The organism is Crenobacter sp. CS_VA4 (assembly GCF_055597485.1).
Genome location: NZ_JBVMAE010000006.1, coordinates 106228 through 130183, shown reverse-complemented (window position 1 = coordinate 130183; position 23956 = coordinate 106228). Strand labels below are relative to the sequence as shown.

General features: G+C 65.1%; 20 protein-coding genes and 1 pseudogene. 10 read left to right on the top strand and 11 right to left on the bottom strand.

Annotated features, from left to right (window positions below; all coding sequences use genetic code 11):
* The first annotated feature begins 33 nt into the window (after nucleotides 1–33).
* Genes msbA through ACZ2IA_RS07755 form a run of 3 tightly spaced genes read left to right on the top strand, consistent with a single transcriptional unit; the run spans nucleotide 34 to nucleotide 4231 of the window.
* A complete protein-coding gene (gene msbA / locus ACZ2IA_RS07765) occupies nucleotides 34–1794 on the top strand; it encodes a lipid A export permease/ATP-binding protein MsbA (RefSeq protein WP_470291999.1) in 1761 nt (586 codons plus the stop codon).
* A gap of 12 nt (nucleotides 1795–1806) precedes the next feature.
* Nucleotides 1807–3108, top strand: a complete 1302-nt coding sequence (locus tag ACZ2IA_RS07760; RefSeq protein ID WP_470291998.1) for an O-antigen ligase family protein — start codon at nucleotides 1807–1809, stop codon at nucleotides 3106–3108.
* Complete coding sequence (locus tag ACZ2IA_RS07755) at nucleotides 3092–4231, top strand: glycosyltransferase (protein ID WP_470291997.1); 1140 nt, start codon at nucleotides 3092–3094, stop codon at nucleotides 4229–4231. Before ACZ2IA_RS07760 ends, ACZ2IA_RS07755 begins: the two co-directional genes overlap by 17 nt.
* A gap of 69 nt (nucleotides 4232–4300) precedes the next feature.
* On the opposite strand, the gene ACZ2IA_RS07750 is transcribed toward ACZ2IA_RS07755, so the two are convergent.
* The 8 genes from ACZ2IA_RS07750 to ACZ2IA_RS07715 form a co-directional block, all read right to left on the bottom strand.
* Nucleotides 4301–4684 (bottom strand): type IV pilus assembly protein FimV, encoded by a 384-nt coding sequence (locus ACZ2IA_RS07750; RefSeq protein ID WP_470291996.1) that lies wholly within the window; start codon nucleotides 4682–4684, stop codon nucleotides 4301–4303.
* A 95-nt stretch (nucleotides 4685–4779) separates the two neighbouring features.
* Nucleotides 4780–5871, bottom strand: a complete 1092-nt coding sequence (gene aroB / locus ACZ2IA_RS07745; RefSeq protein WP_470291995.1) for a 3-dehydroquinate synthase — start codon at nucleotides 5869–5871, stop codon at nucleotides 4780–4782.
* Complete coding sequence (locus ACZ2IA_RS07740) at nucleotides 5868–6425, bottom strand: shikimate kinase (protein WP_470291994.1); 558 nt, start codon at nucleotides 6423–6425, stop codon at nucleotides 5868–5870. The genes aroB and ACZ2IA_RS07740 overlap by 4 nt, the downstream gene beginning before the upstream one ends.
* Before the next feature lie 38 nt (nucleotides 6426–6463).
* A complete protein-coding gene (locus tag ACZ2IA_RS07735; protein ID WP_470291993.1) occupies nucleotides 6464–8650 on the bottom strand; it encodes a type IV pilus secretin PilQ in 2187 nt (728 codons plus the stop codon).
* A 3-nt stretch (nucleotides 8651–8653) separates the two neighbouring features.
* Complete coding sequence (locus ACZ2IA_RS07730; protein WP_470291992.1) at nucleotides 8654–9175, bottom strand: pilus assembly protein PilP; 522 nt, start codon at nucleotides 9173–9175, stop codon at nucleotides 8654–8656.
* Nucleotides 9172–9798, bottom strand: a complete 627-nt coding sequence (locus ACZ2IA_RS07725; RefSeq protein ID WP_470291991.1) for a type IV pilus inner membrane component PilO — start codon at nucleotides 9796–9798, stop codon at nucleotides 9172–9174. The genes ACZ2IA_RS07730 and ACZ2IA_RS07725 overlap by 4 nt, the downstream gene beginning before the upstream one ends.
* Nucleotides 9795–10385: a PilN domain-containing protein gene (locus ACZ2IA_RS07720; RefSeq protein ID WP_470291990.1), complete on the bottom strand. Its 591-nt coding sequence runs from the start codon at nucleotides 10383–10385 to the stop codon at nucleotides 9795–9797. The genes ACZ2IA_RS07725 and ACZ2IA_RS07720 overlap by 4 nt, the downstream gene beginning before the upstream one ends.
* A complete protein-coding gene (locus ACZ2IA_RS07715) occupies nucleotides 10382–11497 on the bottom strand; it encodes a pilus assembly protein PilM (protein ID WP_470291989.1) in 1116 nt (371 codons plus the stop codon). The genes ACZ2IA_RS07720 and ACZ2IA_RS07715 overlap by 4 nt, the downstream gene beginning before the upstream one ends.
* Before the next feature lie 110 nt (nucleotides 11498–11607).
* Between ACZ2IA_RS07715 and ACZ2IA_RS07710 the strand changes: the two genes are divergently transcribed.
* On the top strand, nucleotides 11608–13986 hold the full coding sequence (locus tag ACZ2IA_RS07710; RefSeq protein WP_470291988.1) for a penicillin-binding protein 1A: 2379 nt from the start codon (nucleotides 11608–11610) through the stop codon (nucleotides 13984–13986).
* 92 nt (nucleotides 13987–14078) lie between these two features.
* Nucleotides 14079–14645 (top strand): DUF2939 domain-containing protein, encoded by a 567-nt coding sequence (locus ACZ2IA_RS07705; RefSeq protein WP_470291987.1) that lies wholly within the window; start codon nucleotides 14079–14081, stop codon nucleotides 14643–14645.
* 63 nt (nucleotides 14646–14708) lie between these two features.
* Here ACZ2IA_RS07705 and ACZ2IA_RS07700 read toward each other — a convergent pair whose 3' ends face one another.
* Nucleotides 14709–15386: an ArsR/SmtB family transcription factor gene (locus tag ACZ2IA_RS07700; RefSeq protein WP_470291986.1), complete on the bottom strand. Its 678-nt coding sequence runs from the start codon at nucleotides 15384–15386 to the stop codon at nucleotides 14709–14711.
* Between the two features lie 87 nt (nucleotides 15387–15473).
* On the opposite strand from ACZ2IA_RS07700, the gene ACZ2IA_RS07695 reads away from it, so the two are divergent.
* The 5 genes and pseudogenes from ACZ2IA_RS07695 to ACZ2IA_RS07675 all read left to right on the top strand — a co-directional run.
* Nucleotides 15474–16625 carry a cytochrome P450 gene (locus ACZ2IA_RS07695; protein ID WP_470291985.1) on the top strand — a complete coding sequence of 384 codons (1152 nt, stop codon included), beginning with the start codon at nucleotides 15474–15476 and terminating at the stop codon, nucleotides 16623–16625.
* Nucleotides 16622–16966, top strand: coding sequence for an antibiotic biosynthesis monooxygenase family protein (locus ACZ2IA_RS07690; RefSeq protein ID WP_470291984.1), 345 nt, complete (start codon nucleotides 16622–16624; stop codon nucleotides 16964–16966). Before ACZ2IA_RS07695 ends, ACZ2IA_RS07690 begins: the two co-directional genes overlap by 4 nt.
* 81 nt (nucleotides 16967–17047) lie before the next feature.
* Nucleotides 17048–17767: a GntR family transcriptional regulator gene (locus tag ACZ2IA_RS07685; protein WP_470291983.1), complete on the top strand. Its 720-nt coding sequence runs from the start codon at nucleotides 17048–17050 to the stop codon at nucleotides 17765–17767.
* A gap of 536 nt (nucleotides 17768–18303) precedes the next feature.
* Nucleotides 18304–19029, top strand: coding sequence for a cellulose biosynthesis protein BcsS (gene bcsS / locus ACZ2IA_RS07680; protein WP_470291982.1), 726 nt, complete (start codon nucleotides 18304–18306; stop codon nucleotides 19027–19029).
* Between the two features lie 628 nt (nucleotides 19030–19657).
* Nucleotides 19658–19742: pseudogene (locus tag ACZ2IA_RS07675) on the top strand (IS5/IS1182 family transposase); the annotation flags it as partial.
* Between the two features lie 73 nt (nucleotides 19743–19815).
* Here ACZ2IA_RS07675 and ACZ2IA_RS07670 read toward each other — a convergent pair.
* Nucleotides 19816–20568 (bottom strand): M48 family metallopeptidase, encoded by a 753-nt coding sequence (locus ACZ2IA_RS07670; protein WP_470291981.1) that lies wholly within the window; start codon nucleotides 20566–20568, stop codon nucleotides 19816–19818.
* Entirely contained in the window at nucleotides 20565–23855 is a 3291-nt protein-coding gene (locus ACZ2IA_RS07665; protein ID WP_470291980.1) for a type I restriction endonuclease subunit R, read from the bottom strand. The genes ACZ2IA_RS07670 and ACZ2IA_RS07665 overlap by 4 nt, the downstream gene beginning before the upstream one ends.
* Nucleotides 23856–23956 lie beyond the last annotated feature (101 nt).

Below are 23956 nucleotides of genomic sequence, written 5' to 3'. Positions count from 1 at the left end.
ATTGTTTTGTCTGAATTTTATGCGATTGGCCTGATGATCCCTTCTTCTCCTCTTAGCAGCACGGCGCTCTATCGCCGCCTGCTTGGCTATCTGCGCGGCGACTGGAAGATCTTCAGTATCTCGCTGGTAGCGATGTCGATCGCCGCCGCGACTGAGCCGGCGTTCGCCCGGCTGATGAAGCCATTGGTTGACGCGATCTTCGTCGAAAAGAGCCAAATGGCATTGTTTTTCGCGCCGCTCGCCTTGGTCGCGCTGTTCCTGCTGCGCGGTACCGCGAGCTTCGTCAACGACTACACCACCAGCTGGCTGTCCGGAAAACTCGTCATGCATCTGCGCGAGGCGATGTTCAGCAAGCTGATGCGCCTGCCGGTGCACTACTACGACGATCATCCGACCGGCCGCACTCTGTCGCGCATCACCAACGACGTCAATCAGGTCACCGAGGCCGGTTTCAGTGTGATCACCGTGGTGGTCAAGGACGGCATCACCGTGATCGGCCTGTTCGGGCTGCTGCTCTACACTGATTGGCAGCTGACGCTGATCTGTATCGCGGTGATGCCGCTGGTGACCTTGTGCATCCGTATCGTCAGCAAGCGGCTGCGTGGCCTGTCGCGTGAGAACCAGCAGCATATGGGCAAGCTCACCCAGGTGCTCGGCGAGACCATCGACGGCCAACGGGTAGTGAAGGTCTACGGTGGCGAGCAGCGCGAGGGCACTCGGTTTACCCAGGTCGCCAATTCGCTACGTCGCAACAACATCAAGCAGAACAGTATGTCGTCGCTGAACACCGGCGTCACCCAGCTGTTCATCGCCTGTGCGATCGCGCTGATCCTGTACTTCGCCGGCCTGCGCGCCCAACACAACGCGTTCACCGCCGGTGACTTCATGTCCTTCCTGACCGCGATGTCGCTGCTGTTTCCGCCGATGAAACGGGTCACCAGCATCTCGCAGGCGCTGCAGCGTGGCCTGGCTGCGGCCGAGAGCGTGTTCGAACTGCTCGATGCCGAGGAAGAACCGAATCAGGGCACGAAAAGGTTGGCCGAACCGCAGGGGCGTTTGTCTTTTCAGAATGTCAGCTTCCGCTACCCGGCCGCCGAACGCCTAGCGCTGAACCAGTTGTCGCTGGAGGTAGCCGCCGGCGAAACGGTCGCGCTGGTCGGCGCCTCGGGCAGCGGCAAGAGCACGCTCGCCAGCCTGCTGCCGCGCTTCTACGAGCCGAGCGACGGCCGCATCTGTCTCGACGGCATCAGCTTGCCGGAGATCGAGCTGTCCAGCCTGCGCGCGCATATCGCGCTGGTCAGCCAGGAGGTGGTGCTGTTCAACGACACCGTCGCCGCCAATATCGCCTACGGCCGGCTCGGCGAGGTCAGTCGCGACGAGGTGGTCGCGGCGGCGCGCGCCGCCAACGCGCTCGAGTTCATCGAGCACCTGCCGGACGGCTTCGACACGCTGATCGGTGAGAAGGGCACCAAGTTGTCCGGCGGTCAGCGCCAGCGCATAGCGATCGCCCGTGCGCTGTTGAAGAACGCACCGATCCTGATCCTCGACGAGGCGACCAGCGCGCTCGACACCCAGTCGGAGCGGCTGGTGCAGGGCGCACTCGACCGGCTGATGCAGAACCGCACCACGCTGGTGATCGCGCACCGCCTGTCGACGATCGAAAACGCCGACCGCATCGTGGTGATGCACCAGGGCCGTATCGCCGAGTTCGGCACGCACGACCAGCTGCTGGCGCGTGACGGCACCTACGCCAATCTGTACCGGCTGCAGTTTGCCGAAAAGAACCCAGTTTGACGGAGTACTAGTTTGTTGCTTGTAAAGACGATGGATGTGGAGCCGAACGTGATTCGGCCGTACGAGGGCTCGCCCTGGCTGCACGGTTTCCTGCTGGTATGCCTTTGTTGTTACCCGGTCATCGGCGCGCGCTACCTGCCGTTTGGCGACAGCGGACGCTACATGTCGGTGCTGGCGGGGCCGCTGTCGCTGCTGTTCCTGCTGGCGGCTGGCGCGCGCCAATGGCGCGCCTTGGCCGGCGAAGCGCTGCACTGGGCCTTGCCGTTTCTGCCGTTTCTGCTGGCTTACACGGCGGTCGTGCTCTGGCACGGTCGAGCGTTTGACTATGAGAGTGCGCTGACGCGGGTGGTGTACGGCGTGCTGATCTTTGCCGCGGCCCGTCTGCTGGGCGTGCGCACCCGCCATCTGGTTTGGGCCGCCGCGATCGGTTGCGCCTTATATCTGGTGGCCGCCCTGGTCGAATTGATCGGTTTCAAGCTGGGGCATTCCATGTTGCCGGACGGGCGTAGTATTAACTTGACCGAGAACGGGCAGCTGCGCGCCAGCGGCGGCGGTAGTAACCCGATCCATTTCGCCGACGTGGCGATGTGGCTGGTCGGACTGAGCGTATTGGGTTGTGTCTGTCTGAAAGAGGTAGGAGCAAGAATAAGGGGCCTCTTGCTGGCCGCTGGGACGGCCGGTTTGCTGGCGTGCGGGCTGTCGGGGAGCCGTGGCGCCTTGGTTGGCCTGCTGCCGTTGCTGGTTCTGCTGTTGATGCAGGTGCCGCAGCGACGTCGTGCACTCGCCGTGGTGCTCAGTCTGACGGCCGTGTTGGCGTTGGCATTACTGTTGGTCTTATATCCGCCGCTGAGCGAGCGCCTATGGCTGGCTTGGTTGGAGGTGAAGCGCTATTACACCGAACCGGTGTTTACCTTTACTTCGGTCGGAGCGCGCTTGGAGATGTGGCGGATTGCGCTGCAGGTCTTGCATGAGTCGCCGCTGTTTGGTGGTGGCTTCATCAGCTACGCGCAATGGATGCGAGATTTCCCTTCGCTCGGCCATATCGATCCAGGTATTTTGCAGCTGCCACACCTGCATAATGATTTCATGCAAGCGCTGGCGATTGGCGGCTTCATCTTATTAGCCGGCCAATTGGCAACGTTAGTTTGGCTATTCGGCAGGGCGCGTCGTCGTCCCTTGCAGTTGTGGCTATTGCTGGCCTGGCTGGCATTTGGCCTGACGGATTTGGTCATGCACACCAACCTCATGCTTACCTTCCTTGTTTCCAGCTGGGCATTGTTCGCGGCGGCGGGTACCAATGATGCAAGACGCTAAATGCATCTTGCTGATAGTTGACGGACTGGATAGTGGAGGCCTAGCAAAAGTATTGCTGATGCTGGCCCAGGCCCTGCACGCACGGGGCCACCGGGTGGGGTTGGCCTTGCTGAGCAATCGTATTGATTATCCGTTGCCGGACGATGTCTGGTTTCGGGCAAATCCAGTCCTGCCACCGAAACAGCGCTGGCGGCATGCCAGGTTTCGGCGGCAGGTGACCCAGTTTGCAGAACGTACGATTGCCGACTTCGAAGCCGAAGTCGGCGCTGCCGATCTGATCGTTGCGGCTGGTGAGCAGGCTATTCGATGTATTCCTTCGATTCGGCATTCGCGCATTGTCTTCAGCTCACATTCCTCGCAGCTCCAAGCCGCAAAGGCACCTGGGAAGCTGGGTGAGTGGCGGTTGGCTTTCAAGTGTTGGCGGCGTGGCCGGCGACTGCAACGCTTATTGAATGGCCGGCATGTGCATGTCGTGTCGCATGGTCTGGCCGATGAGTTGGTGCAGCGCCTTGGTGTGCGGCCCGCTGGACTGCATGTCATTTACAACCCGTTTGATATCGTGGCAATTCGTTCCAAGGCCGACGAGGGTACCCCACAATCCGAGGCACGAACCCGTCCATTCGTGATTGGAGTGGGAGTGTTGAACAAGCGTAAGCATTTCACCAGGCTTGTGGATGCTTTCGCTGCGAGCGGTGTGACTGGTGATCTCGTGCTGGTCGGGCAAGGTGAGCAGGCGGACATACTGCAGAAGCGGGCACAGGAGCGTGGACTTGAAGGGCGATTTGCTATCGTGCCCTTCCATGAGAACCACTATGCCTTATTGGCTAAGGCCAAGTTATTGGTACTTACTTCGGATAGCGAAGGCCTGCCGAATGTATTGAATGAGGCGTTGATCGTCGGTGTCCCTGCCTTGAGCACGGACTGCCCGCATGGTCCGAGAGACATTCTGGGCCCAATCGATGAACGGGCACTGGTGCCGCTCGATCGAGTCGATCTTCTGCCAGAACGCATACGCTCGTTGATTGAGAAGCCTTATGTCATTCCAGAGGCCATGGTCGATCGAGTGTCGGTCGACCGAGTGATCGATCAGTATCTGGCGCTGATCGACAGTTTCGATGCATGAGCTTGCAGGAAACAGGATCAAAAAGAGCGACCCGCCGTTGGCGGGTCGCTCTTTTTGATCCTGATAAGCCTAGCTTTGATACAGCGGATTGCCCGGATCCATCACCTTGCCTTCGCACTGGATCGTCTGCCAGAGCGGCTGGCCTTCCAGGCAGTGCTTCACGTCACGGGCTAGCGTGGAGTAGTCGCGGTGATTGCGCTGGTAGGAGTAGGCGCGCAGCAGCGTAACCTTGGCGGAGAGGTTGTCCGGCTCGTCCTGGACGGTGTCGCGCAACACCTTGATCGCTTCGTCCACCTTACCGTAGGCCAGAAACACTTCTGCTTCGCCTACCGGGTCGATGCCCCGCTGGCTCGGCTTCACGTAGGTGAAATGGCGCCAGCCGCGGCGGGCGACGTAGTAGCTCAGCATCAGCAGCAGACTGCTTCCAAAGGCGGCCCCGGCTTCAAGGATCATGATCGTTCTCCGTGCTTATGGCTTTGTTGTGCCTCCATTATTTTGGTTTGCCGCCACAAAGACAATCCGTAGAAATCCTTAGTATTTCCCCGCACTTAGCACGTCTGGATATGCTCTCCTCGTAGCACCGCGTCCAGCTTCGCTTCCGGTACGTCGTCGGCGATCACTGCCTGGCCGAGACTATGTAGCAAAACGAAGCGCAAGCGGCCCGATTCGACCTTTTTATCGTGGCTCATATGCGACACCCAGGCGTCGATGCCCAGATTTGGCGCCTTGGCGGGCAGTCCGGCGGCTTCGATCAGCTGTACCATCCGCGCCACATCGGCCTGGCTGAGCCAGCCCAGTTCGCGCGACAGGTCGGCGGCCAGCACCATGCCGGCGGCGACCGCTTCGCCGTGCAGCCAGGCACCGTAGCCGAGGCCTGCTTCGATCGCGTGGCCGAAGGTGTGACCGAGGTTCAGCAGCGCGCGTACGCCCTGTTCCTTCTCGTCCTGGCCGACGATCTCGGCCTTCATCTCGCAGCTGCGCTTGACCGCGTAGGCGAGCGCGTCGGGGTCGCGGGCGCGCAGCCGCGCCATATTCTGTTCCAGCCAGGCGAGGAAGTCGGCGTCGCCCAACAGGCCGTACTTGATCACCTCGGCGAGGCCGGCGGACAGTTCGCGATCGGGCAGCGTGTCGAGCAGCGCCATGTCGGCGATCACCGCTTTGGGCTGGTAGAACGCGCCGATCATGTTCTTGCCGAGCGGGTGGTTGATCGCGGTCTTGCCGCCGACCGACGAGTCAACCTGCGCGAGCAGCGTGGTCGGCACCTGGATGAACGGCGCGCCGCGCTGGTAACAGGCGGCGGCAAAGCCGGTCATGTCGCCGATCACACCGCCGCCGAGCGCGATCAGCGTGGTCTTGCGCTCGGCGCGGTTGGCCAGTAGCGCGTCGAAGATCAGGTTCAGCGACTCCCAGGTCTTGTGTTCTTCACCATCGGGCAGCACCACCGCGATCGTGCGCACGCCGGCGGCGTTCAGCCGCGATTCGAGCCGTTCGAGGTAGAGCGGGGCGACGGTAGTGTTGGTGACGATGGCGGCGGACGGTTGCGCCAGGTGGGGGAGCAACAGCTCGGTGCGGTCAAGCAGGCCGTGACCGATATGAATCGGGTAGCGGGTGTCGGGTAGGCAAAGGTCTAGGGTGATCATGCGAGCGGGCTCCGGCGCGGCGGCCCCTGCAGGGCGAGCAGTTGCTGTTCGAGCCGCGCCACCAGATGGGTGACGTTCTGTTGGGTGGTATCGACGATCAGGTCCGCCACCTCGCAGTAGAGCGGGTCGCGTTCGGCAAACAGCGCGGCGAGTTTGGCGCGCGGGTCGGCCGTCTGCAGCAGTGGGCGGTTCTTGTCGTGCAGGGTCCGGGCGAGCAGGTCGTCGACATTGGCCCGCAGGTAGATGACCGTGCCGTGGCTGGCGAGGTTGCGGCGGTTCTCCGGGCGGAGCACCGCGCCGCCGCCGGTGGCGAGCACGATATTGTTCATCTGCACCAGGTCGGCGATAACCGACACTTCGCGGTCGCGAAAACGGGTCTCCCCCTCGATGTCGAAGATGGTCGCGATGCGCACCCCGGTGCGCGCCTCGATCTCGTGATCCGAATCGTAAAAGGTCTTGCCCGCGCGCCGCGCCAGTGCACGTCCCACGGTGGTTTTGCCGGCCCCCATCAAGCCGACCAGAAAGAAATTGCCTGCCAGTTCCATGCCGATCATTGTAGCGGAATGTCCTAAGCGCTGTCCCGGTGCCGTGATCAGCGTATCAGCGCGCTGTTGTCGACGACGCGCGGGGTGATGAACACCAGCAATTCCCGGCGGTTGTGCTGGCGCGAGCTGTTGCGAAACAGCGCGCCGAGCAGCGGGATGTCGGCCAGATACGGCACCTTGTTCTCGATCTCGCTCTGCTCTTGCACGTAGATGCCGCCGATCACGATGGTGCCGCCGTTCTCGACCAGCACCTGGGTCTGGATCTTCTTGGTGTCGACCGCCGGCGTGCCGCCGACGATCAGCTTGTTGTTCGGGGTGTCCTTGTTCACCTGCAGGTCCATGATGATGTTGTCGTCCGGGGTGATCTGCGGCTTCACCTTCAGGCTCAGCACCGCTTTCTTGAACGACACGCTGGTCGCACCGCTCGAGGTCGCTTCCTGGTAGGGGATCTCGGTGCCTTCCTCGATGGTCGCCTCGGTGCGGTCGGCGGTCATCACCCTGGGGCTGGAGATGATCTTGCCCCTATCCTCGGCCTGCAGCGCCGAGATTTCCAGGCCGATGATCGAGCTGGCGCTGCGGAACACCGTGGCGATGCTCGCGGCGTTGGCGAGGCCGGCCGGCAGGTTTACCGACGGGCCGAACGGGATCGGGTTGCCCGGCGTGCCGACGTTCGGGTTGCCGGTGATAACCGCGTTGGCCAGCGTGTTGTTGACCGAGGTGTCGCCGCCGCGGTGCGCGTAGCCGAGCTTCACGCCGAGGTCGCGCTGGAAGTTGTCGCTGGCCTCGACGATGCGAGCCTCGATCAGCACCTGCTTGACCGGCTGATCGAGCTTGTCGAGCAAGCCGCGGAGCTTGTCGATCACCGCCGGCGTGTCGTTGACGATCAGCGTGTTCGACTTCGGGTCGATCAGCAGGCTGCCGCGCTCGGACAGCAGGCTCTGGCGCCGCCCGGCGTCTCCGCCGCTCTTCGGGTTGTCGAGCACGCGCTGGAAGTCCTCGACGCTCTTGTAGCGCAGCACGAAGGTCTCCGAGCGCAGCGGTTCGAGGCCGGCCAGCTGCTGCTTCGCCTCCAGCTGCTGCTTGTCGCGCGCCACCAGCTCCTCGCGCGGCGCGATGTGGATCACGTTGCCGACGCGGCGCTGGTCGAGGCCCTTGCTCTGCAGGATCAGGTCGAGCGCCTGATCCCACGGCACGTCCTTCAGCCGCAGCGTGATCGTGCCGGTCACCGAGTCGCTGGCGATGATGTTGAGGCCGGTGAACTCGGCGATCACCTGCAGCACGGTGCGCACCTCGATGTTCTGGAAATTCAGCGACAGCTTGTCGCCCTTGAACGCCGGCTTGCCCGGCTGGCCGGCCGTCGCGCCGACGTCGTCCGGCCGCTTCACCTCGACCACCAGCTGGCGCTCGGTCTGGTAGGACGAATAGTCCCAGTCGCCGGAGGGCTCGATCAGCAGCCGGCCGTTGCGGCCCTGGTTGAACGCGTCGATTCGGCCAACCGGCGTGCCGAAATCGCGCACGTCGAGCCTGCGCTGCTGGCTGCGCGGCAAGGGGGTGCCGACCAGTTCGATCACCAGCTTGCTGCCGTCGCGGCGCACGTCGACCGGCACGTTGCCGGCCGGCAGGCTGACCAGCACCTTGCCCTCGCCGCGCTCGCCGCGGCGGAAGTCGACGCGGGTGGCGGGGTCGGCCTCCTGCGCCGGCGCCACCGGTTTGACATCGGTCTGCTTCGGGCTTGGCAGCGGCAGGGTCTCGGCCACCGGCAGGGCGGTCGCGGCGGGTGGTGCTGCCTCGTCGTTCTGCAGCGGCGTCAGCCGCGCCTGCTGGCCGTAGGCGAAGCCGACGGCCGGGCGCAGCGCCTGGTTGCCGGTGAGGCGGATGGTCAGCGTGTTGCCGCGTCGCTCGCTGCGGTAGCCGGTGCTTTGCGTCAGCGTAAGCAGCAGCCGGGTGCGGCCGTCGCTGGCGACCAGCTTGGCCGAACGCAAGAGCGGGTTGTCGAAGGCGAGCTCCGGGCTGGCGAGCCGGCTGTCGGTGCCGGCGAAGTCGAACGCCAGCCGCGGCGGGTTGCCGAGCGCGAAGCCGTCCGGCGCCGGCGCCGGGCTGTCGAAGGTGATCTGCAGCAGTGCCTCGTCGCGGTTGACCTGGGCGACGCGCAGGTCGGTAATCGCGCCGGCCCAGGCCTGGCCGAACGCCAGCGCCAGCGCGACGCCGAGCAGCTTGAAAACGGGTTGGTCCATTGATTATTTCTGCCCTTGTGGCTCGTCGAGTGCCAGCGTGGTGAGGCGTTGTATCCAGTCGCCGTTGAGGTCTTCGACGGTTTCGGCCAACTCGATGCCGTCCTCGCCGATTTTTTGCACCCGGCCGAAGTTGGGGCCGACAAAGTTGCCGACCTGCACCCGGTACACGCTGCCGTCCGGGGTGCGCACCAGCCCGTAGCCGGCGCCGCCGCGACGGATCTCGCCGACCATCTTCAGCTTGTCGAGCTCGTAGTTTTCCAGCGGTTCGCGCGGGCGCCGGAAGTCCGGCACGCTGCCCTGACGCTGCGCCAGCAACAGTTTCTGCGGGTCGAATGGGGAGAGCTGGCCGTCGTTCTGGTAGAGGTAGGGCCGGTAGGCGCGCGCCGTGGGCAGCGGCTCGACCTGGCCCCGCAGGCCCCGGCTCGCCTGGTGCATCCAGTCGTCCAACTCCTGGTCGTCGTGGCGGCCGCAGCCGGCCAGCACGGCGCAGGCCAGCAGCAGGGATAAAGAGACGAGGCGGCTCATTGCGGCTTCACCCCGGCGGTGCCCGCCTGCGCGGCGCGCTCTTCCGGCTCCAAGGCGCGGTAGGTGTGCGCCACCGCCTGCAGCGTCAGCCGGCCGTCCTTGCCGCCTGCCGGCACGAGCGCCAGATTGCCGAGTGTGACGATGCGCGACAGCTGGCCGACGTCGCTGACGAAGGCGGCCAGTTCGGCGTAACTGCCGCTCAGCCGCAGATCGATCGGCAGCTGGGCCATTTCGGCCGACCTAAGCTCGCTCGCGGGGCGGAACAGCTCGAACTGCAGGCCGCGGCCGACGCCGGCCTGGTTGATCTCGGTGAGCAGCGAGTCCATCTCCGACCGGGTCGGTAACTGCTTGAGCAGGGTGCCGAACGAGCGGCGGATCGAGGTGAGTTGCGTCTCCAGCAGCGCCAGGTTGACCGCCTGGCGCTTCTTGTCGACGAAGCTCTGCTTCAGCACGGCTTCCTGCTGGGTGGCGGTGTCGAGCCTGGCGAGCTGGTCGCCGAGCAGCAGGCGGTAGCCGAGCAGCGCCATCAGCAGCACGCCGACGCCGAGCGTGATCAGCTGCGCCGGCAGCGGCCAGTTGGCCATGTCCTTGGGGTCGAGCTGGCGGAATTCGGCGAGCGTCATCGGCGGGCTCCCGGCGGCGTCGTGGCAGCGGACGGGTCGGCGCCGCCCGGCGGTTTCAGTCTGACGGTCAGTGCGAACTCGCTGGCGCGCAGGTTGTTGACGATGGCGGACTTCACCTCGACCAGCTGCGGCGTGTCGAACGCGTCCGATTGACCGAGCGCGCGCATGAAGCCGGACACGCGCGCGCCGGAGATCGCGTAGCCGGACAGCGCGATATGCTCGCCGTCCTGCTTCAGCTCGCGCAGGTAGACGCCGTCCGGGGTCAGCCGCGCTAGCTGGTCCATCAGCCGCACCGCGTCGCCGCGGCTGTCCTGCAGCTTTTCCACCAGCTGCTTGCGCGCCAGCAGCTCGGTGCGCTGCTTCTTCAGCGTGTCGATGTGGCTGATCTCGCGGTCGAGCCGGGCGATCGCCTGCTGCAGGTGGGCGTTGCGCGCCTCCTGTTGGTCGATGCGCGCCGACAGCCACAGCGAGCCGACGCCGATCAGCAGGGCGGCGACGCCGATACTGGCGGCCAAGAGCAGCTGGAAGCGGCGGCGGTGGGCGTGCTTGCGCTGTTCGCGGTGCGGCAGCAGATTGATGCGGATCATCGCTCGCCCCCCCGCAGTGCCAGCCCGCAGGCGGTGAGCAGCGACGGCGCGTCGTTACGCAGCTCGTCGAGCGGCAGCATCGGCGCCGACGTCATCGCGGTGAATGGATTGGCAAGCAGGGTGCCTAATTGGGTGCGGCCGGCGACCGCCTCGTCGAGGCCGGGCAGCAGGCCGGTGCCGCCGGACAGCAGCACATAGTCGACCTGGCGGTACTGGGTGCCGCTGACGGTGCTGGCGAAAAACTGCAGCGCCCGCGCCACTTCCTGCGCCAGCGAGTCGACGAACGGTTGCAGCAGTTCGCGCCGGTAGCCATCCGGCAACGCGGCGCGGCGCTTGGCCTGTTCGGCGCCGGCCCAGTCGAGCTCGTAACGCTGCTGGATTTCGCGGGTGAGCTGGGCGCCGCCGAGCGCCTGTTCGCGAAAATACAGCGGCAGTCCGTTGCGGACCACATGGCAGCGCAGCTTGTGGCCGCTCAGGTCGAACAGCGCGACGGTCTGGTTGAGGCCCTGTTCGGGCAGCTGGTGGCGGATCTGCTCGAGCGCGGCGAACGCGGCGAACGCCTCGACGTCGACCACGGTGGGGCGCAGCCCGGCCAGCTCGGCGACCGCGACACGCTCCTCGACCCGCTCCTTGCGCGCGGCGCAGACCAGCACGTCGAGGTCTTCCGGGCGGCCGGCGCTCGGGCCGAGTACCTGGAAGTCGAGGTTGACCTCGTCGAGCGGGAACGGGATCAGCTGGCCGGCTTCGCCGTCGACCAGCGCTTCGAGCTCGTCGTGTGAACTGAGCGGCAGGCGCAGTGTCTTGTAGATCGCCAGCGGCGTCGGCAGCGCGATCGCCACCTCGCGGGTCGGGCTGCCGAGTCTGTCCCAGGCGGCGCGGATCAGGCCGGCGACCCGTTCCAGGTCGCCGAGGTTGCCGTCGACGATCGCATCGCGCGGTAACGGTTCGATCAGGTAGCGCTCCAGTTGCAGCGTCTTGTCGTGGCGCGACAGCTCGACCAGCTTGATCGCACTGCTGCCCAGGTCGAGGCCGAGCAGCGGGCCCGCCGCCACCGACGACGGGCCGAACCGGGCCAGCCAGTCGGCGACCCGGGAAAATTTGCCGGAAAGCATGAGTTTTCCGCCCCTAGAAATGACAAGTTGATCGGCGTTGGCCGTAGTTGTTGTACTGGCGCTTCGGCGCAGGGCTTATAATTGCCGCTTCAGCGAACCACCGAGACATTATGCTCAAACGATTTTTTGCGATTCTGGCCGGCCTGGTCCTGGGCCTTGGCCTGCTGGGCGCCGGCGCCGCCGCGATCGCGGTGATCGTGACGTATCCGCGGCTGCCCAGCCTCGACGTCCTGACCGATTACCGACCGAAAATCCCGTTGCGTGTCTATACCGCCGACCAGCAGCTGATCGGCGAATTCGGCGAGGAGCGTCGCTCCTTCGTGCGCATCCACGACGTGCCGCAGCTGATGAAGCAGGCGGTGCTCGCCGCCGAGGACGAGCGATTCTATCAGCACAGCGGCATAGATTATGCAGGAGTCATGCGTGCCGCGGTCGGCAATCTGGTGTCCGGGCACGCCCGCTCCGGTGCCAGCACCATCACCATGCAGGTGGCGAAGAACTTCTTCCTGTCGAGCGAGAAGACCTTCACCCGCAAGTTCAACGAGGCGTTGCTGGCGTTCAAGATCGAGCACACGCTGTCGAAGGACCAGATCCTCGAGCTCTACTTCAACCAGATCTACCTCGGCCAGCGCGCCTACGGCTTTGCCGCGGCGGCGCAGGCGTACTTCGGCAAGCCGATCACCGACCTGACCCCGGCCGAGATGGCGATGCTGGCCGGCCTGCCCAAGGCGCCGTCGGCGTACAACCCGATCGTCAACCCGGACCGCGCGCGGCTGCGCCAGCTCTACGTGCTGCGCCGGATGCGCGAGCTGAACTTCCTGACCGCCGAGCAGTACGAGGCGGCCAAGGACCAGCCGATGAAGTACGCCCGCTCCAGCGAGGATGTGCCGCTGCCGGCGCACTACGTCGCCGAGATGGTGCGCCAGGCGATGTACGAGCGGTACCGTGACAGCGCGTACACCGAGGGCTTCAAGGTCTACACCACCATCGACAGCCACCATCAGCAGTGGGCGTTCGACGCGCTGCGCGCCGGCCTGGTCGACTACGACCGCAAGCAGGGTTATCGCGGGCCGGAGTCGCTCATCGACATGAACGCGCTGCCGGCCGATACCGACAAGGGCGAGGCGCTCGACGACGCGCTGTCGGAAATCCACGATAGCGGCGACATGCAGCCGGCTGTGGTGCTGTCGGCCAGCCAGAGTGCGGTGAAGGTCTACCTGCGCGGTGGCAAGTCGGCCGAAGTGAAGGGCGCAGGGCTCGACTTCGCCCGCCGCGCGCTCAGCAGCCGCTTGGCCGAAGACAAGCAGCTGCGCCCGGGCGCGGTGGTGCGAGTGCGCGCCAACCCGAAGGGCTACTGGGAGATCGTGCAGATGCCGGAGGTGGAGGGCGCCTTCGTGTCGGTCGACCCGCGCAACGGCGCGATCAAGTCGCTGGTCGGCGGCTTCGACTTCAACCGCCGCAGCTTCAACCACGTCACCCAGGCGTGGCGCCAGCCGGGTTCCGGCTTCAAGCCGTTCATCTACTCGGCGGCGCTCGAACGCGGCCTGACCGCGTCGACGATGATCAACGACGCGCCGATCACCGTGCCGGCACCGCCGGGCGGCCAGGTGTGGAACCCGAAGAACGACGACAGCAAGTACCTGGGCATGGTGACGATGCGCCGCGCGCTGTCGCTGTCGCGCAACATGGTGTCGATCCGCATCCTGATGTCGATCGGCACCGACTACGCGCAGCAGTACATCCAGCGCTTCGGCTTCTCGCCCAAGCAGCACCCGGCCTACCTGCCGATGGCGCTCGGTGCCGGTTCGGTGACGCCGCTGCAGATGGCCGAGGCGTATTCGACGTTCGCCAACGGCGGTTTCCACGTCAAGCCGTACTTCATCGACCGGATCGAAGACCAGACCGGGCGGGTGCTGGCGCAGACCGCGCCGTTGGTGGCCGGCAAGGGCGCACAGCAGGCGATCGACCCGCGTAACGCCTTCATCATGTCGAGCATGCTGCGCGACGTGGTGCGCTACGGCACCGCCAACCGAGTGATGAGCCTCGGCCGGATGGACCTGGGCGGCAAGACCGGTACCACCAACGAGTTCCGCGACGCCTGGTTCAACGGCTTCAACCCGAACCTGGTGGCGATCACCTGGGTCGGCTACGACCAGCCGAAGAGCCTGGGCCGGTACGGCTACGGTGCCACCGCGGCGCTGCCGATCTGGATCAACTACATGGCCAACGCGCTGAAGAGCCAGCCGGAGGTCGAACTGCCGATGCCGGCCGGCGTCGTGGTGAGGCCGGGCGCCGGCCTGCGCGGCGGCGACGAGTTCTTCTACGAGGAGTTCCAGCGGCCGAATCCGGAGCTGAGGCTCGACAACTCCGGCGCGGTACCGCACGGCCCGGGCGAGAGTTCCGAAGCCGCCGCCAGCGACGCCCAGGACGAGAACCAGAAGGCGCCGCCGAAGGATGCGGTGGAGAACGTCAAGGAGCTGCTGTTCTAAACGCCAGCGCCGCCGCGTTCGGCCAACCCCGTCCTCGCGGACGGGGTTTTTGCTGGCTGGACCGGCACGGAGATAGGATCAAGGAGGAAACGATGCGCAAACTGTTGATTGTGGTAGTGCTGGTGTTGCTGGCCGTGTTCGGCTGGGGCTGGTACTCGCCGTACTACACGCTGACCCAACTGCGCGATGCGGCACGTGCCGGCGACGCCGACTACGTGAATGCCCACATCGACTACCCGGCGGTGCGCGACAGCCTGCAGGCGTCGATGAAGGCGGCGATGACGCGCAAGCTCGGCGGCGCCGCGGCGGTGCAGAACAACCCGTTCGCGCGCTTCGGCGTGGCGATCGCCGGCGCGGTCAGTGCGCCGCTGACCGAGGCGCTGGTTACGCCGGACGGCATGCGCCAGTTGCTGCAGCAGACCGCGCATCAAGCGGGCGACAACCGAGCATCGGACGGTGACGATGGCTCAGCCGACGGCAACGCGCCGACGCCGCACGCCGACGGCGACCGGTCGTTGCACAACGTCGGTGCCGGCTATCGCAACTGGCGCGAGTTCAGCGTTCAGGCCGACAGCCGCATCGGCCCGCTGGCACTGGTGTTCCAGCGCCAGGGCCTGTTCGGCTGGCAGCTGAAGGCGCTGGAGGTCAGCGAAAACTGATCTTGATCAGACAAGTTAAAACGCCCCGCGATCGCGGGGCGTTGTCGTTTCGAGCGGGCGGATTCAGCCCAGGTGCAGGTCGAGCCGTTCGGCCAGGCCGGCCCGACCCGCCTCGGTCAGCGTCACCACCCGGCTGTGTTTCTGGCGGGCGATCCAGCCGTCGGCCTGCAGCCGTTCGGCCAGTGCCGCACCGAGCGAGCCGGCCAGGTGGTCGCGCCGTTCGCTCCAGTCGATGCAGCGCGCGGCGAACAGCCGGCGACTGCGGCGCAGCGCGGCGAGATCCAGGTCGAACTCGGTGAACCACGCTTCGCCGGCGGCGGTCGGGACGAATTCCCGCTCGGCGACGCTCAGCAGGCCGCGCTCGACCAGCGCCTCGGTCAGCATCACGCCGAGCCGGCCGGCCAGGTGGTCGTAGCAGAACCGCGCGCGCCGGATCGGTTCGGTGATGGTGTCGGCCTGCGACTTGGCCGGCGCCAGCACCATCAGCGACTCGACCAGCTGCGCCACCTGCGGCGAGGCGAGCCGGAAGTACTTGTGGCGGCCCTGCCGGCAGACGCTGACCAGGCCGTCCTGTTCGAGGCGGCGCAGATGGGCGCTGGCGGTGGCCGGCTCGACGGCGGCGCCGTAGGCCAGTTCCTTCGCGGTCAGCGCGCGGCCTTCCATCAGCAAGGTCAGCATGCCGATGCGGCTGGCGTCGCCGATGGTTTGCGCCAGTCGGCGCAGTTCGGGTTGTGCAGTCATCGTTAGATCGTAGGCAAACTGTTTGGCCACGACAAGACCGGGGGCATGGCCGACAATGCCTCATCGACGCCGCCGAGGAGAGCCGTCATGACCCCACCCCGCGACCCGCTGCAGGCGGTCGTCCACCCCGATCCGTATCGCTACTACGCCCAACTGCGATCGACGCCGCTGTACCACGACGCGGCGCTCGGCCTGTGGGTGGCGAGCAGCGCCGCCGGCGTCGGCGCGGTGCTGGAACACCCGGCTTGCCGGGTGCGGCCACCGCACGAGCCGGTGCCGACGGCGCTGGCCGGCACGCCGCTCGGCGACTGGTTCGGCCAACTGGTACGGATGAACGATGGGGCAACGCACCAGCGGCTGAAGCCGGCCGTGTCCGGCGCGCTCGCCGGCCCGTCGGTAGCCGGCCTGGCCGACGCGGCGACGCGCTGTGCCGAGCGGCTGCTCGCCGAGGCGCCGCTGCACGCTGACCCGGCGGCGCTCGACCGCTTCATCGTCCGCCTGCCGGCGGACAGCATCGCGAGCCTACTCGGCGTGCCGGACGCGGCGCTCCCGGCGCACGCAAGCCATCTTGCCGCCGTGGCCCGCGCGCTGGCGCCGCAGGCGAGCGCCGACGAACGCCAGCAGGGCAACGTCGCGATCGTTGCGCTTACGCAGCAGTTTCGCACGCTGCAGGCGAGCGCTCCGCCGGGCGGGCTGTTGGCCGGCTTGCAGCAGCGCCTCGGGGATCACGCGCTCGCCAACGCGATCGGCTGCTGTTGGCAGGCCTTCGACGCCGGCGCCGCGCTGATCGGCAATGCGCTTGGCGCGTTGGCAGAGCATCCGGCCTGGCGAGCCCGGCTGGCCGTCGAGCCGGTGCTGTGGCGGGCATTCCTGCGCGAGGTGCTGCGCTTCGATGCACCGATCCAGAACACCCGCCGTTTCGTCGCCGCCGACGGCCTGATCGCCGGCCAGGCGCTCAAGGCCGGCGACGCCATCCTGCTGTTGCTGGCCGCCGCCAACCGCGACCCGGCGCTGAATCCGCGGCCGGAGGCGTTCGACCCGCTGCGCGCCGAGCCGCGCTACTTCAGCTTCAGCCACGGCGCGCACGCCTGTCCGGGCGAGCCGCTGGCCTTGGCGATCGCCGAGGCGGGGCTGACCGCGCTGCGGCGCGCCGGGCTCGATCCCTCGCGCCCGACGGCGTACCGGCCGTCGCCGAACGCCCGACTGCCGCTGTTTGCCACCCAAGGAGTCCACGCATGATCGCCGTGATTTTCGAAGTCTGGCCGGCCGACGGCCAGCGCGATAACTACCTCGACCTGGCCGCCGAGCTTCGGCCAACGTTGGCCGAAATCGACGGCTTCATCTCGATCGAACGCTTCGCCAGCCTCTCCGAACCGGGCAAGCTGTTGTCGCTGTCGTTCTGGCGCGACGAGCAGGCGGTGGCCGCCTGGCGCCAGACCGAAGAGCACCGCCAGGCGCAGACGATGGGTCGCGCCGGGGTGTTTCGCGACTACCGGCTGCGGGTCGCCGCGGTGTTACGCGACTACGGCCTCGCCGAGCGCGCCGAGGCGCCGCCGGACAGCCGCGCCCGCCACGGCTGAGCGGCCGGCGCCCAAACCGCGTCGCTGTGGGTAGAATGGACGCTTTCCTTCACCCCGGCCGCGGCCGGTACCGCGTGACAGATGAACAGCGACATCAGTGAAACCAAGCCCCAGCCGCAGAGCGAAGACGTCGGCTCCCTGCTGGTCGACGAAATCGTCCAGTGGGTCGCCAAGGCGATCATCGAGGGCCACCTCGCGCCCGGCGCCGACCTCAACTCGGTCGAGCTGGCGCGGCGCTTCCATACCAGCCGCACCCCGGTGCGCGAGGCGCTGCTGATCCTCAGCCGCGAAGGGCTGGTCGAATGGTCGCCGCGGCGCCGCCCGCGCGTGTCGGCGCTGACGCTGAAGGAGGTGCGCGAGCTCTACCAGCTGCGCGCCACGCTGTTTTCGATGGTGGCGATGGCGATCGTCGAACAGGCCAGCGAGGCGCAGCTCGACGAACTGTGGCAGGTGCAGGCCGAACTGGCACAGGCCGCCGATGCCGGCGACGTCGACCGCTACTTCTGGGCCAACGTCGCGTTCCGCGACAAGGAACTGCAGCTCAGCGACAACGCGGTGATCAAGCAGGTGCTCGACTCGCTGCGGCTGCGCACCCACCGGCTGCGTCACCTCAGCGCCTCGCTGCCGGGCCGCCTGCAGCGCTCCTGCGCCGACCACGAGCGGCTGTGCCAGGCCTACCGCGACCGCGACGCCACGCTCGCCTCGGCGCTGAACCGCTCGCTGGTGCTGAGTGCGCTGCAGGGGGTCGAGCAGGCGTGGGGCGAACAGCCGGTGGCGGGACGGCGCGGCGAGAGCTGGTAGGTAAGCCTGCTGGCCATAACGCCAGAAGCCGCGTTCTGGCTCTTCGGCCCCGGCGCTCCGTGTCCATTCCGACGGCTCGCCCACCCCGTTCGCGAGCCGCGTGACGGCGATGTCGTGCCCTGGGTTCACCCCCCGGTGCCAAACCCCGCGGCGCTTTAGACCGGCCCCCGGAACAGGCGCAGCGGGAAGAGGCGTTGTCGTACTGTTCGACAGGCTCCTTGCTGGTGTAATGGCGTCGCGCCGGCGTAAGTGTCAAGATAGTCTCCGATACCGCTCGCCTTGACACAGTGTAAGCGGTGATTTAATCAAAGTTTATAGAATCAATTGGCAAGTACTTTGGCATTCATCGTCGGGCATCGGTTTTGTCCGGCGCGCGAGCGGCAATCGGCTCCGCTTGCCGAAACCGTCGCCGCCACGGTGTCGAGCCAAGAAGCGATGCGGGCAGTCCGCCGCTACCGGGTCAGGTAAACGAGCGGGAAACCGCGGTGGAGCGCAGCGCATCGCCCAAGACCGCGACCTTGAGACAGGGGGGGAGCATGAAGAGAATCACGGCGCCGGATCGGGTGCGCGCTTGCGGCTGGGCGCTGGCCCTCGCCCTCGCGTCGGGCGTACTCGGCTACAGCCCGATTGCCACGGCGGAACAGACCTGGCTGTACACGGGTGCCTCGTTCACGGGACAGGGCGGGCGCTACGAGTATCTGGGCGTGACGACCCCCTTGCTCGCGAGTCCGTACTTGACCCAGCGCTACATGGTCAGCGACTACTACTATCGCTACGGTTTGAATGGCGTCAGCGTGCAGGTCCGAGGCCAGGCGGTCGAGGCGGCACTGGGCGTTCGCACCGGTTGGGAGTCGGGTGACGGGGAGGTGTTTGCCGGGCCGCGTTATCGCGATAACCGCGTCACGCCGGACGGGGCCGACCCGCGTGCCGACGGCAGCGAGCTCGGCTTCGAAGTGGGGGTGCAGGGCGAGCAACGCTTTGGCCAGGGTTGGGCGATCAACGGCCTGGCCAATTACACCTTCGGACCGGCGTCCTACTGGGGGCGGGTCCGATTGCTGCACCGTGTCGTCGGCGAAGCCTGGGCGGGCCTGGAGGGGGTCAAGCAGGGCGACCCCAGCTACCATGCCAGCCAAGCGGGGCTGGTCGTAACGAAGATACGGCTGGCCGACACGCTCTACCTTGGGTTCAACACCGGGGTCAAGAAAACCAACGGCGAGCCGCGGGCCTTTTACGGCGGCGGCGATCTGACGTACGGGTTCTGACCCGTCTGGGCCTGCTGCCCGAGCGGGCCAGGCGGCGAGGCCGGGGGCACCGTCGTCGGGGCCGGCTTGTGTCATCCTGCGCCAGCCTCATCCTTCTGCGCATCTGCACTCATCCTATCGCCGCTGCAGCTCACTATCGGGGAGCCATGTCCGCACCCCTGATGCCGCCCTCGGGAGGCCTGACCGGGTTGGTCAGGGCATGGCGGGGTGGGGGCTTGAGGAGGCGGCGGTGTGCAGTACCAGATGGGCGACGCGCTGGGGAAAAGCGTGCCGAGCCTGCCAGTTAGTTGGGGAGACAGCAGGAGGGACGGGGTATGTCCTCGACTGGAGTCGAAGCCTGTCTCTACGGTATGCCAAAGAATGGGGGGACTGCCTGGGGCAACAAAAAACCCGCAAAGCCTTGCACTGTGCGGGTTTGGTGGACTGCTTTGGTGCTGAATTTGGCCAGACAGGAGTCGAAGTGTGGTCTGTAAGCCACGCCAGATAATGGTCTTGTCATTGGTAATTGTAAATGTACCCCCCAAAAAATACCCCCAGACTCTCGATGGTGGTGCTGTTTTGGTCTTCAATGCGCAACTTCTGCGAGAGGCTGTCATGAAGCTGAGCCGGCATCAGTCAGATTCTGGAGATGACAACCCGCAAGCCCTACCCCCTCGGACGTGAGTGACGAAGAATGGCACTTCGTCGCCTCTTATCTGGTCCTGCTGCCTGAAGTGCTGTTTTCGGTGGTATCGGGAGAGAAACAGCAAAAACAGCAACCTAGCTATCAAGCCAAGCTTTTATCTGTTACTCATTCAAGAGCATTTCAGCCATTCCATCCAGGCGCCCCTTAACGGCCTCCCAGTGCGGCATCTGGTGGCTGAGCAACTCGTAGAAGCGGGAGCTGTGGTTGTGTTCCATCAGGTGGCAAAGCTCGTGCAGCAGCACATAGTCGATGCACTCGGTCGGGGCTTTCACCAGATGCGGATTCAGCAGCAGCGCGCCGGAGGGGGAGCAGCTGCCCCACTGTTTTTTCATGGTCAGCAGCTTATAGGGTGGTAACTGCTTGAGCCAGGTCAGTCTGGGCTGGACTTCGGCCAGCCGACGGGCAAAGACGTGTTCCGCCCGCTGCCGGTACCACTGCCACAACAGCGCCCTGACCGCGGGGGCAGACAGGTCGTGGCCAGTGACGCACAGTTGGCCACGATAGAGTTTGACCTCGCCCTTTCCATTGCCAGGTTGCAGCTTGAGTACATGGCGTCGCCCAAGATAAAACAGGCTTTCACCGCCGGTGTATTCGCGCGGCAGCACATGTTCGTTGCGTGCGGCGATGGCGTCCAAATGCTCCAGCACCCAGCGCGCGCGTTTGAGCACCGCGCTTTTGACCTCGGCAGGCGTGGCGCCCTGCGGGGCGTCGACCTGCACCTGCCCGTTGGGGTGCACGTGGATGGCCACCTTGCGCCGTTTGGCTGACGCGTCCACATGGCACAGCTGGTAGGCAAACTGCCGCTCACCGTAATGCACCGTGTACAGCCTGGCAGGTGCTTCCGGCCCGGTCATCGGCTACTCCTGCCCAGACCCACCCGGGTGATGCGGATCACTTCCTCGATGACCTCCTTGGCCTTGTCCAGCCCCAGCAGGCCGAACAGCCGCGGCAGCAGCCCCTTGCGGATTTCGGCCTCAATGCTTTGCGGGCTCAGCGAGTTTTCGGCGACCGCCGTGTCCACTGTCTGCTGGATGGAGAAGGCCTCATCGACATAGGCCTGTCGCTCGACATCGCCAAGCGTCGCAAACAACTCATCGCCCAGTGCCAGACGGATGGCGCCGAAATAGGCTTGCGCGTGCTTGTTGCCGGTAAACGCATCGGGTGTGTCCGGTACTTCGCGTGCGTTGACCTGCGCCTCAACGTCCTTGAACAGTGCGTACTGCTTGAACGGGTGATCGAATAAGGCAGCGGCCTCCTCGATCGCCTGTTTCAGGAGTTCGGAGAACACCTTCTGCGCGTAAGGATCGTCGGCCAGTTCCTGTTCGATGGTTTTCTTCAGGCGGGTACGGATGATATCCGTCTCGTTGCGGGTCTTGTCCTCGTTCCACGTTTGCGGATCTTCCTTGCCCAACTCGCTGACGATATACAGCCCATCCGGCTCGCGAATGGTGTTGGCTGTTACATCCTTGTCCACCAGCTTGCGAATCTGCTTTTCGTAGGCGGAGTAGTCGACAGTTTCCTGTGCATCCTGGCGCACCATCTTGCGCAGGTTCACGAACCAGCGCAGGTCCCGCTTATAGTCAGCAATGTCCTGTTCGCTGAACGACTTGTCTTCGAAGAAGCTGCGCGACGACAGGGCTATCTTCAGGCACAAGCCAAACTCGGTGAGCGCGGCGTAAAAGTCTTCACGCAGCGGCTGGCGGGTATCCACTTCCACGCCGTCTTCGTCCGTCGTGTATTTGGGCACCAGAATCTGCCGGTACTGTTCGATGTCTCCACGGTTGACCACACCGGCGAAGATCGCCCAGAGCCGGCTGTGCAGCGTGGGCAGACGCTTGTATTCGGTGTCGACGTTGGCGTACAAGCCCGCCAGATCGTCCAGGTCGAACCCGCCTTGGGTGCGCTGCTCCAGATCCTGATAATCCTTGATCGCGGTATCCAGCTCGCGCAGGATGCCACGGTAGTCGATCAGCAGCCCATACTGCTTTTCTTCGTGTAGGCGGTTCACCCGCGCAATCGCTTGGATCAGGTTGTGCGCCTCAAGCGGCTTGTCGATATACAGCACCGCATTCTTCGGCTCGTCAAAGCCGGTAAGCAGTTTATCCACCACGATCAGGATGTCCGGCGCACCTGCGGTGGCAAAGTCCTCGATCACCTGCTTTTCATACGCTTCGGCGTCACCCGGTACATTGTTTTTCCACCCTTGCTGCACCTCGGGCAACTCCGACTCGTCCACCGCCTCGTGCCCCTCGCGGGTATCGGGCGGTGAGATCACGATGCGGCTGCTTACCTTGCCGATCTCGTCCAGCGCCTTCTTGTAGCGGATGGCCGAGAGCTTGCTGTCACACGCAAGCTGTCCTTTCAGCCCCAAGCCCAGCATCTTGAAGTTCTGTTCAAAGTGCAGGGAAATGTCCCAGGCAATCAGTTCGATACGTCGCGCCGCGCCGTAGATTGCGCCCTTGTTGGCGAACTTTTTCTTCAGGTCGGCTTTTTGTGCATCCGACAGGTTGTGGGTGATCTTGTCGAACCAGTTGTCGATCGACTGCGCGTTGACGTCCAGTTCCGGCTGGCGCTCCTCATACAGCAGCGGCGTGACTGTGCCATCGTCCACCGCCCGTTTCATGGTGTAGGCGTGCACGATGGGACCGAATTTGTTGGTGGTCTTGTCGTCCTTGAGCAGTGGGGTGCCGGTAAACGCGATATAAGAAGCGTTGGGCAGCGCCTGGCGCATGCGTTCGTGGTTTTCGCCGCCCTGGCTGCGGTGCCCCTCGTCGATCAGCACGATCAGCTTGGACGAAAGGTTGTGACACTCGGGCTGCTTGGTGGCGGAGGCAAACTTGTTGATGATGGTAAAGATGATGCGTTCGTTGCCGCTGCCGATACGGTTGGCCAGCTGCTTGCCGGACTTCACCCGCGCCACGTCGTCGCCGTGCTTCTTGCCGGCAATTTCGGTGCCGAACGCACCGCCGCTGAGGAAGGTCTTGGACAGCTGCTTTTCCAGATCCACCCGGTCGGTCGCCACGATGACGCGGCACTCCTGCAGGCCCGCTTCCAGCAGCAGCGCCCGACACAGAAACACCATGGTGAACGACTTGCCCGAGCCGGTGGTGTGCCAGATTACCCCGCCTTCGCGCCCACCGTCCGGGCGGATCTGGCTGATTCGGGACAGCAGGGCCTTGATGCCGAACACCTGCTGGTAGCGTGCGGCAATCTTGCCGGCCTTGCGGTCAAACAGGATGAAAAAACGGATAAATTCCAGCAGCCGCGCTGGGGTGAGCAGGCTGATCAGCAAGCGGTCCTGATCGCTGGGCAGCAGCGGCTGGCTCCACAGCGACTCGAAATAGTCGCGCAGCTTGCCCGGCTTGTCGGCAAACAGCACCTCACGACTTGCCGCCGACAGCGGGACATTCTTGATCTGGCTGAAGTCAGCTTCGGTGAAATCTTCTTCATGCCAACGCGCCCAGAACTTGGCGGGCGTATGGGTGGTGCCATAGCGGCCTTCGCTGTGGCTGATCGCCAGCATCAGCTGGGCGTAGGCAAACAGCAACGGAATTTCGTCCGGCTTTTGGTTGCGGATGGTCTGGCTGACCCCTTCGTCCACCATCGACTTGTTCGGGTTGCCCGAATCCGGCCGTTTGGCCTCGATCACCACCAGCGGCAGCCCGTTGACAAAGCCCACCACGTCCGGCCGCCGCGTATGCGTACCCTGGCTGCCCAGTACCTCGAACTCTTCGGTCACGTCGAAGCGGTTGTTGCCGGGTGTCTTCCAGTCGATCACCACGATGGTTGGCTGGTGCTTCTTGCCGTCCGGCATGAACTCGGTCACCGTCACGCCCAGCGTCAGCTTGTCGTACAGACGCTCGCTGGCGGACAGCAGGCCCTGATTTAGCCCCGGCGTGGTCAGCTCGCGCACGATCTGATCTATCGCCTGCTGCGACAGCGGATACTGCTCCCCCTTGTACTCGAAGCGCCGCGTCTTCAGCACCTCGACCAGTACCGGCTGCAGCACCACCTCGCGGTTGCTGCCGCGCAGCGCCAGGCATTGCGCCTGCGGCAAGAAAGACCAGCCCAGGTTGATCAGGGTGGCCAGCGCAGGAATGTGGCTGCTGTATTGTTCTTTGGTATTGGGGGTCAACGCCATAGTGCACAATCCTTGTTCTTGATAGCTCTACGGCAGCTCACTCGTATTTGGTGGCCTGGGTAGGAAGAGGTCACTCGTATTTGCAGACTTATTGGGGCGAG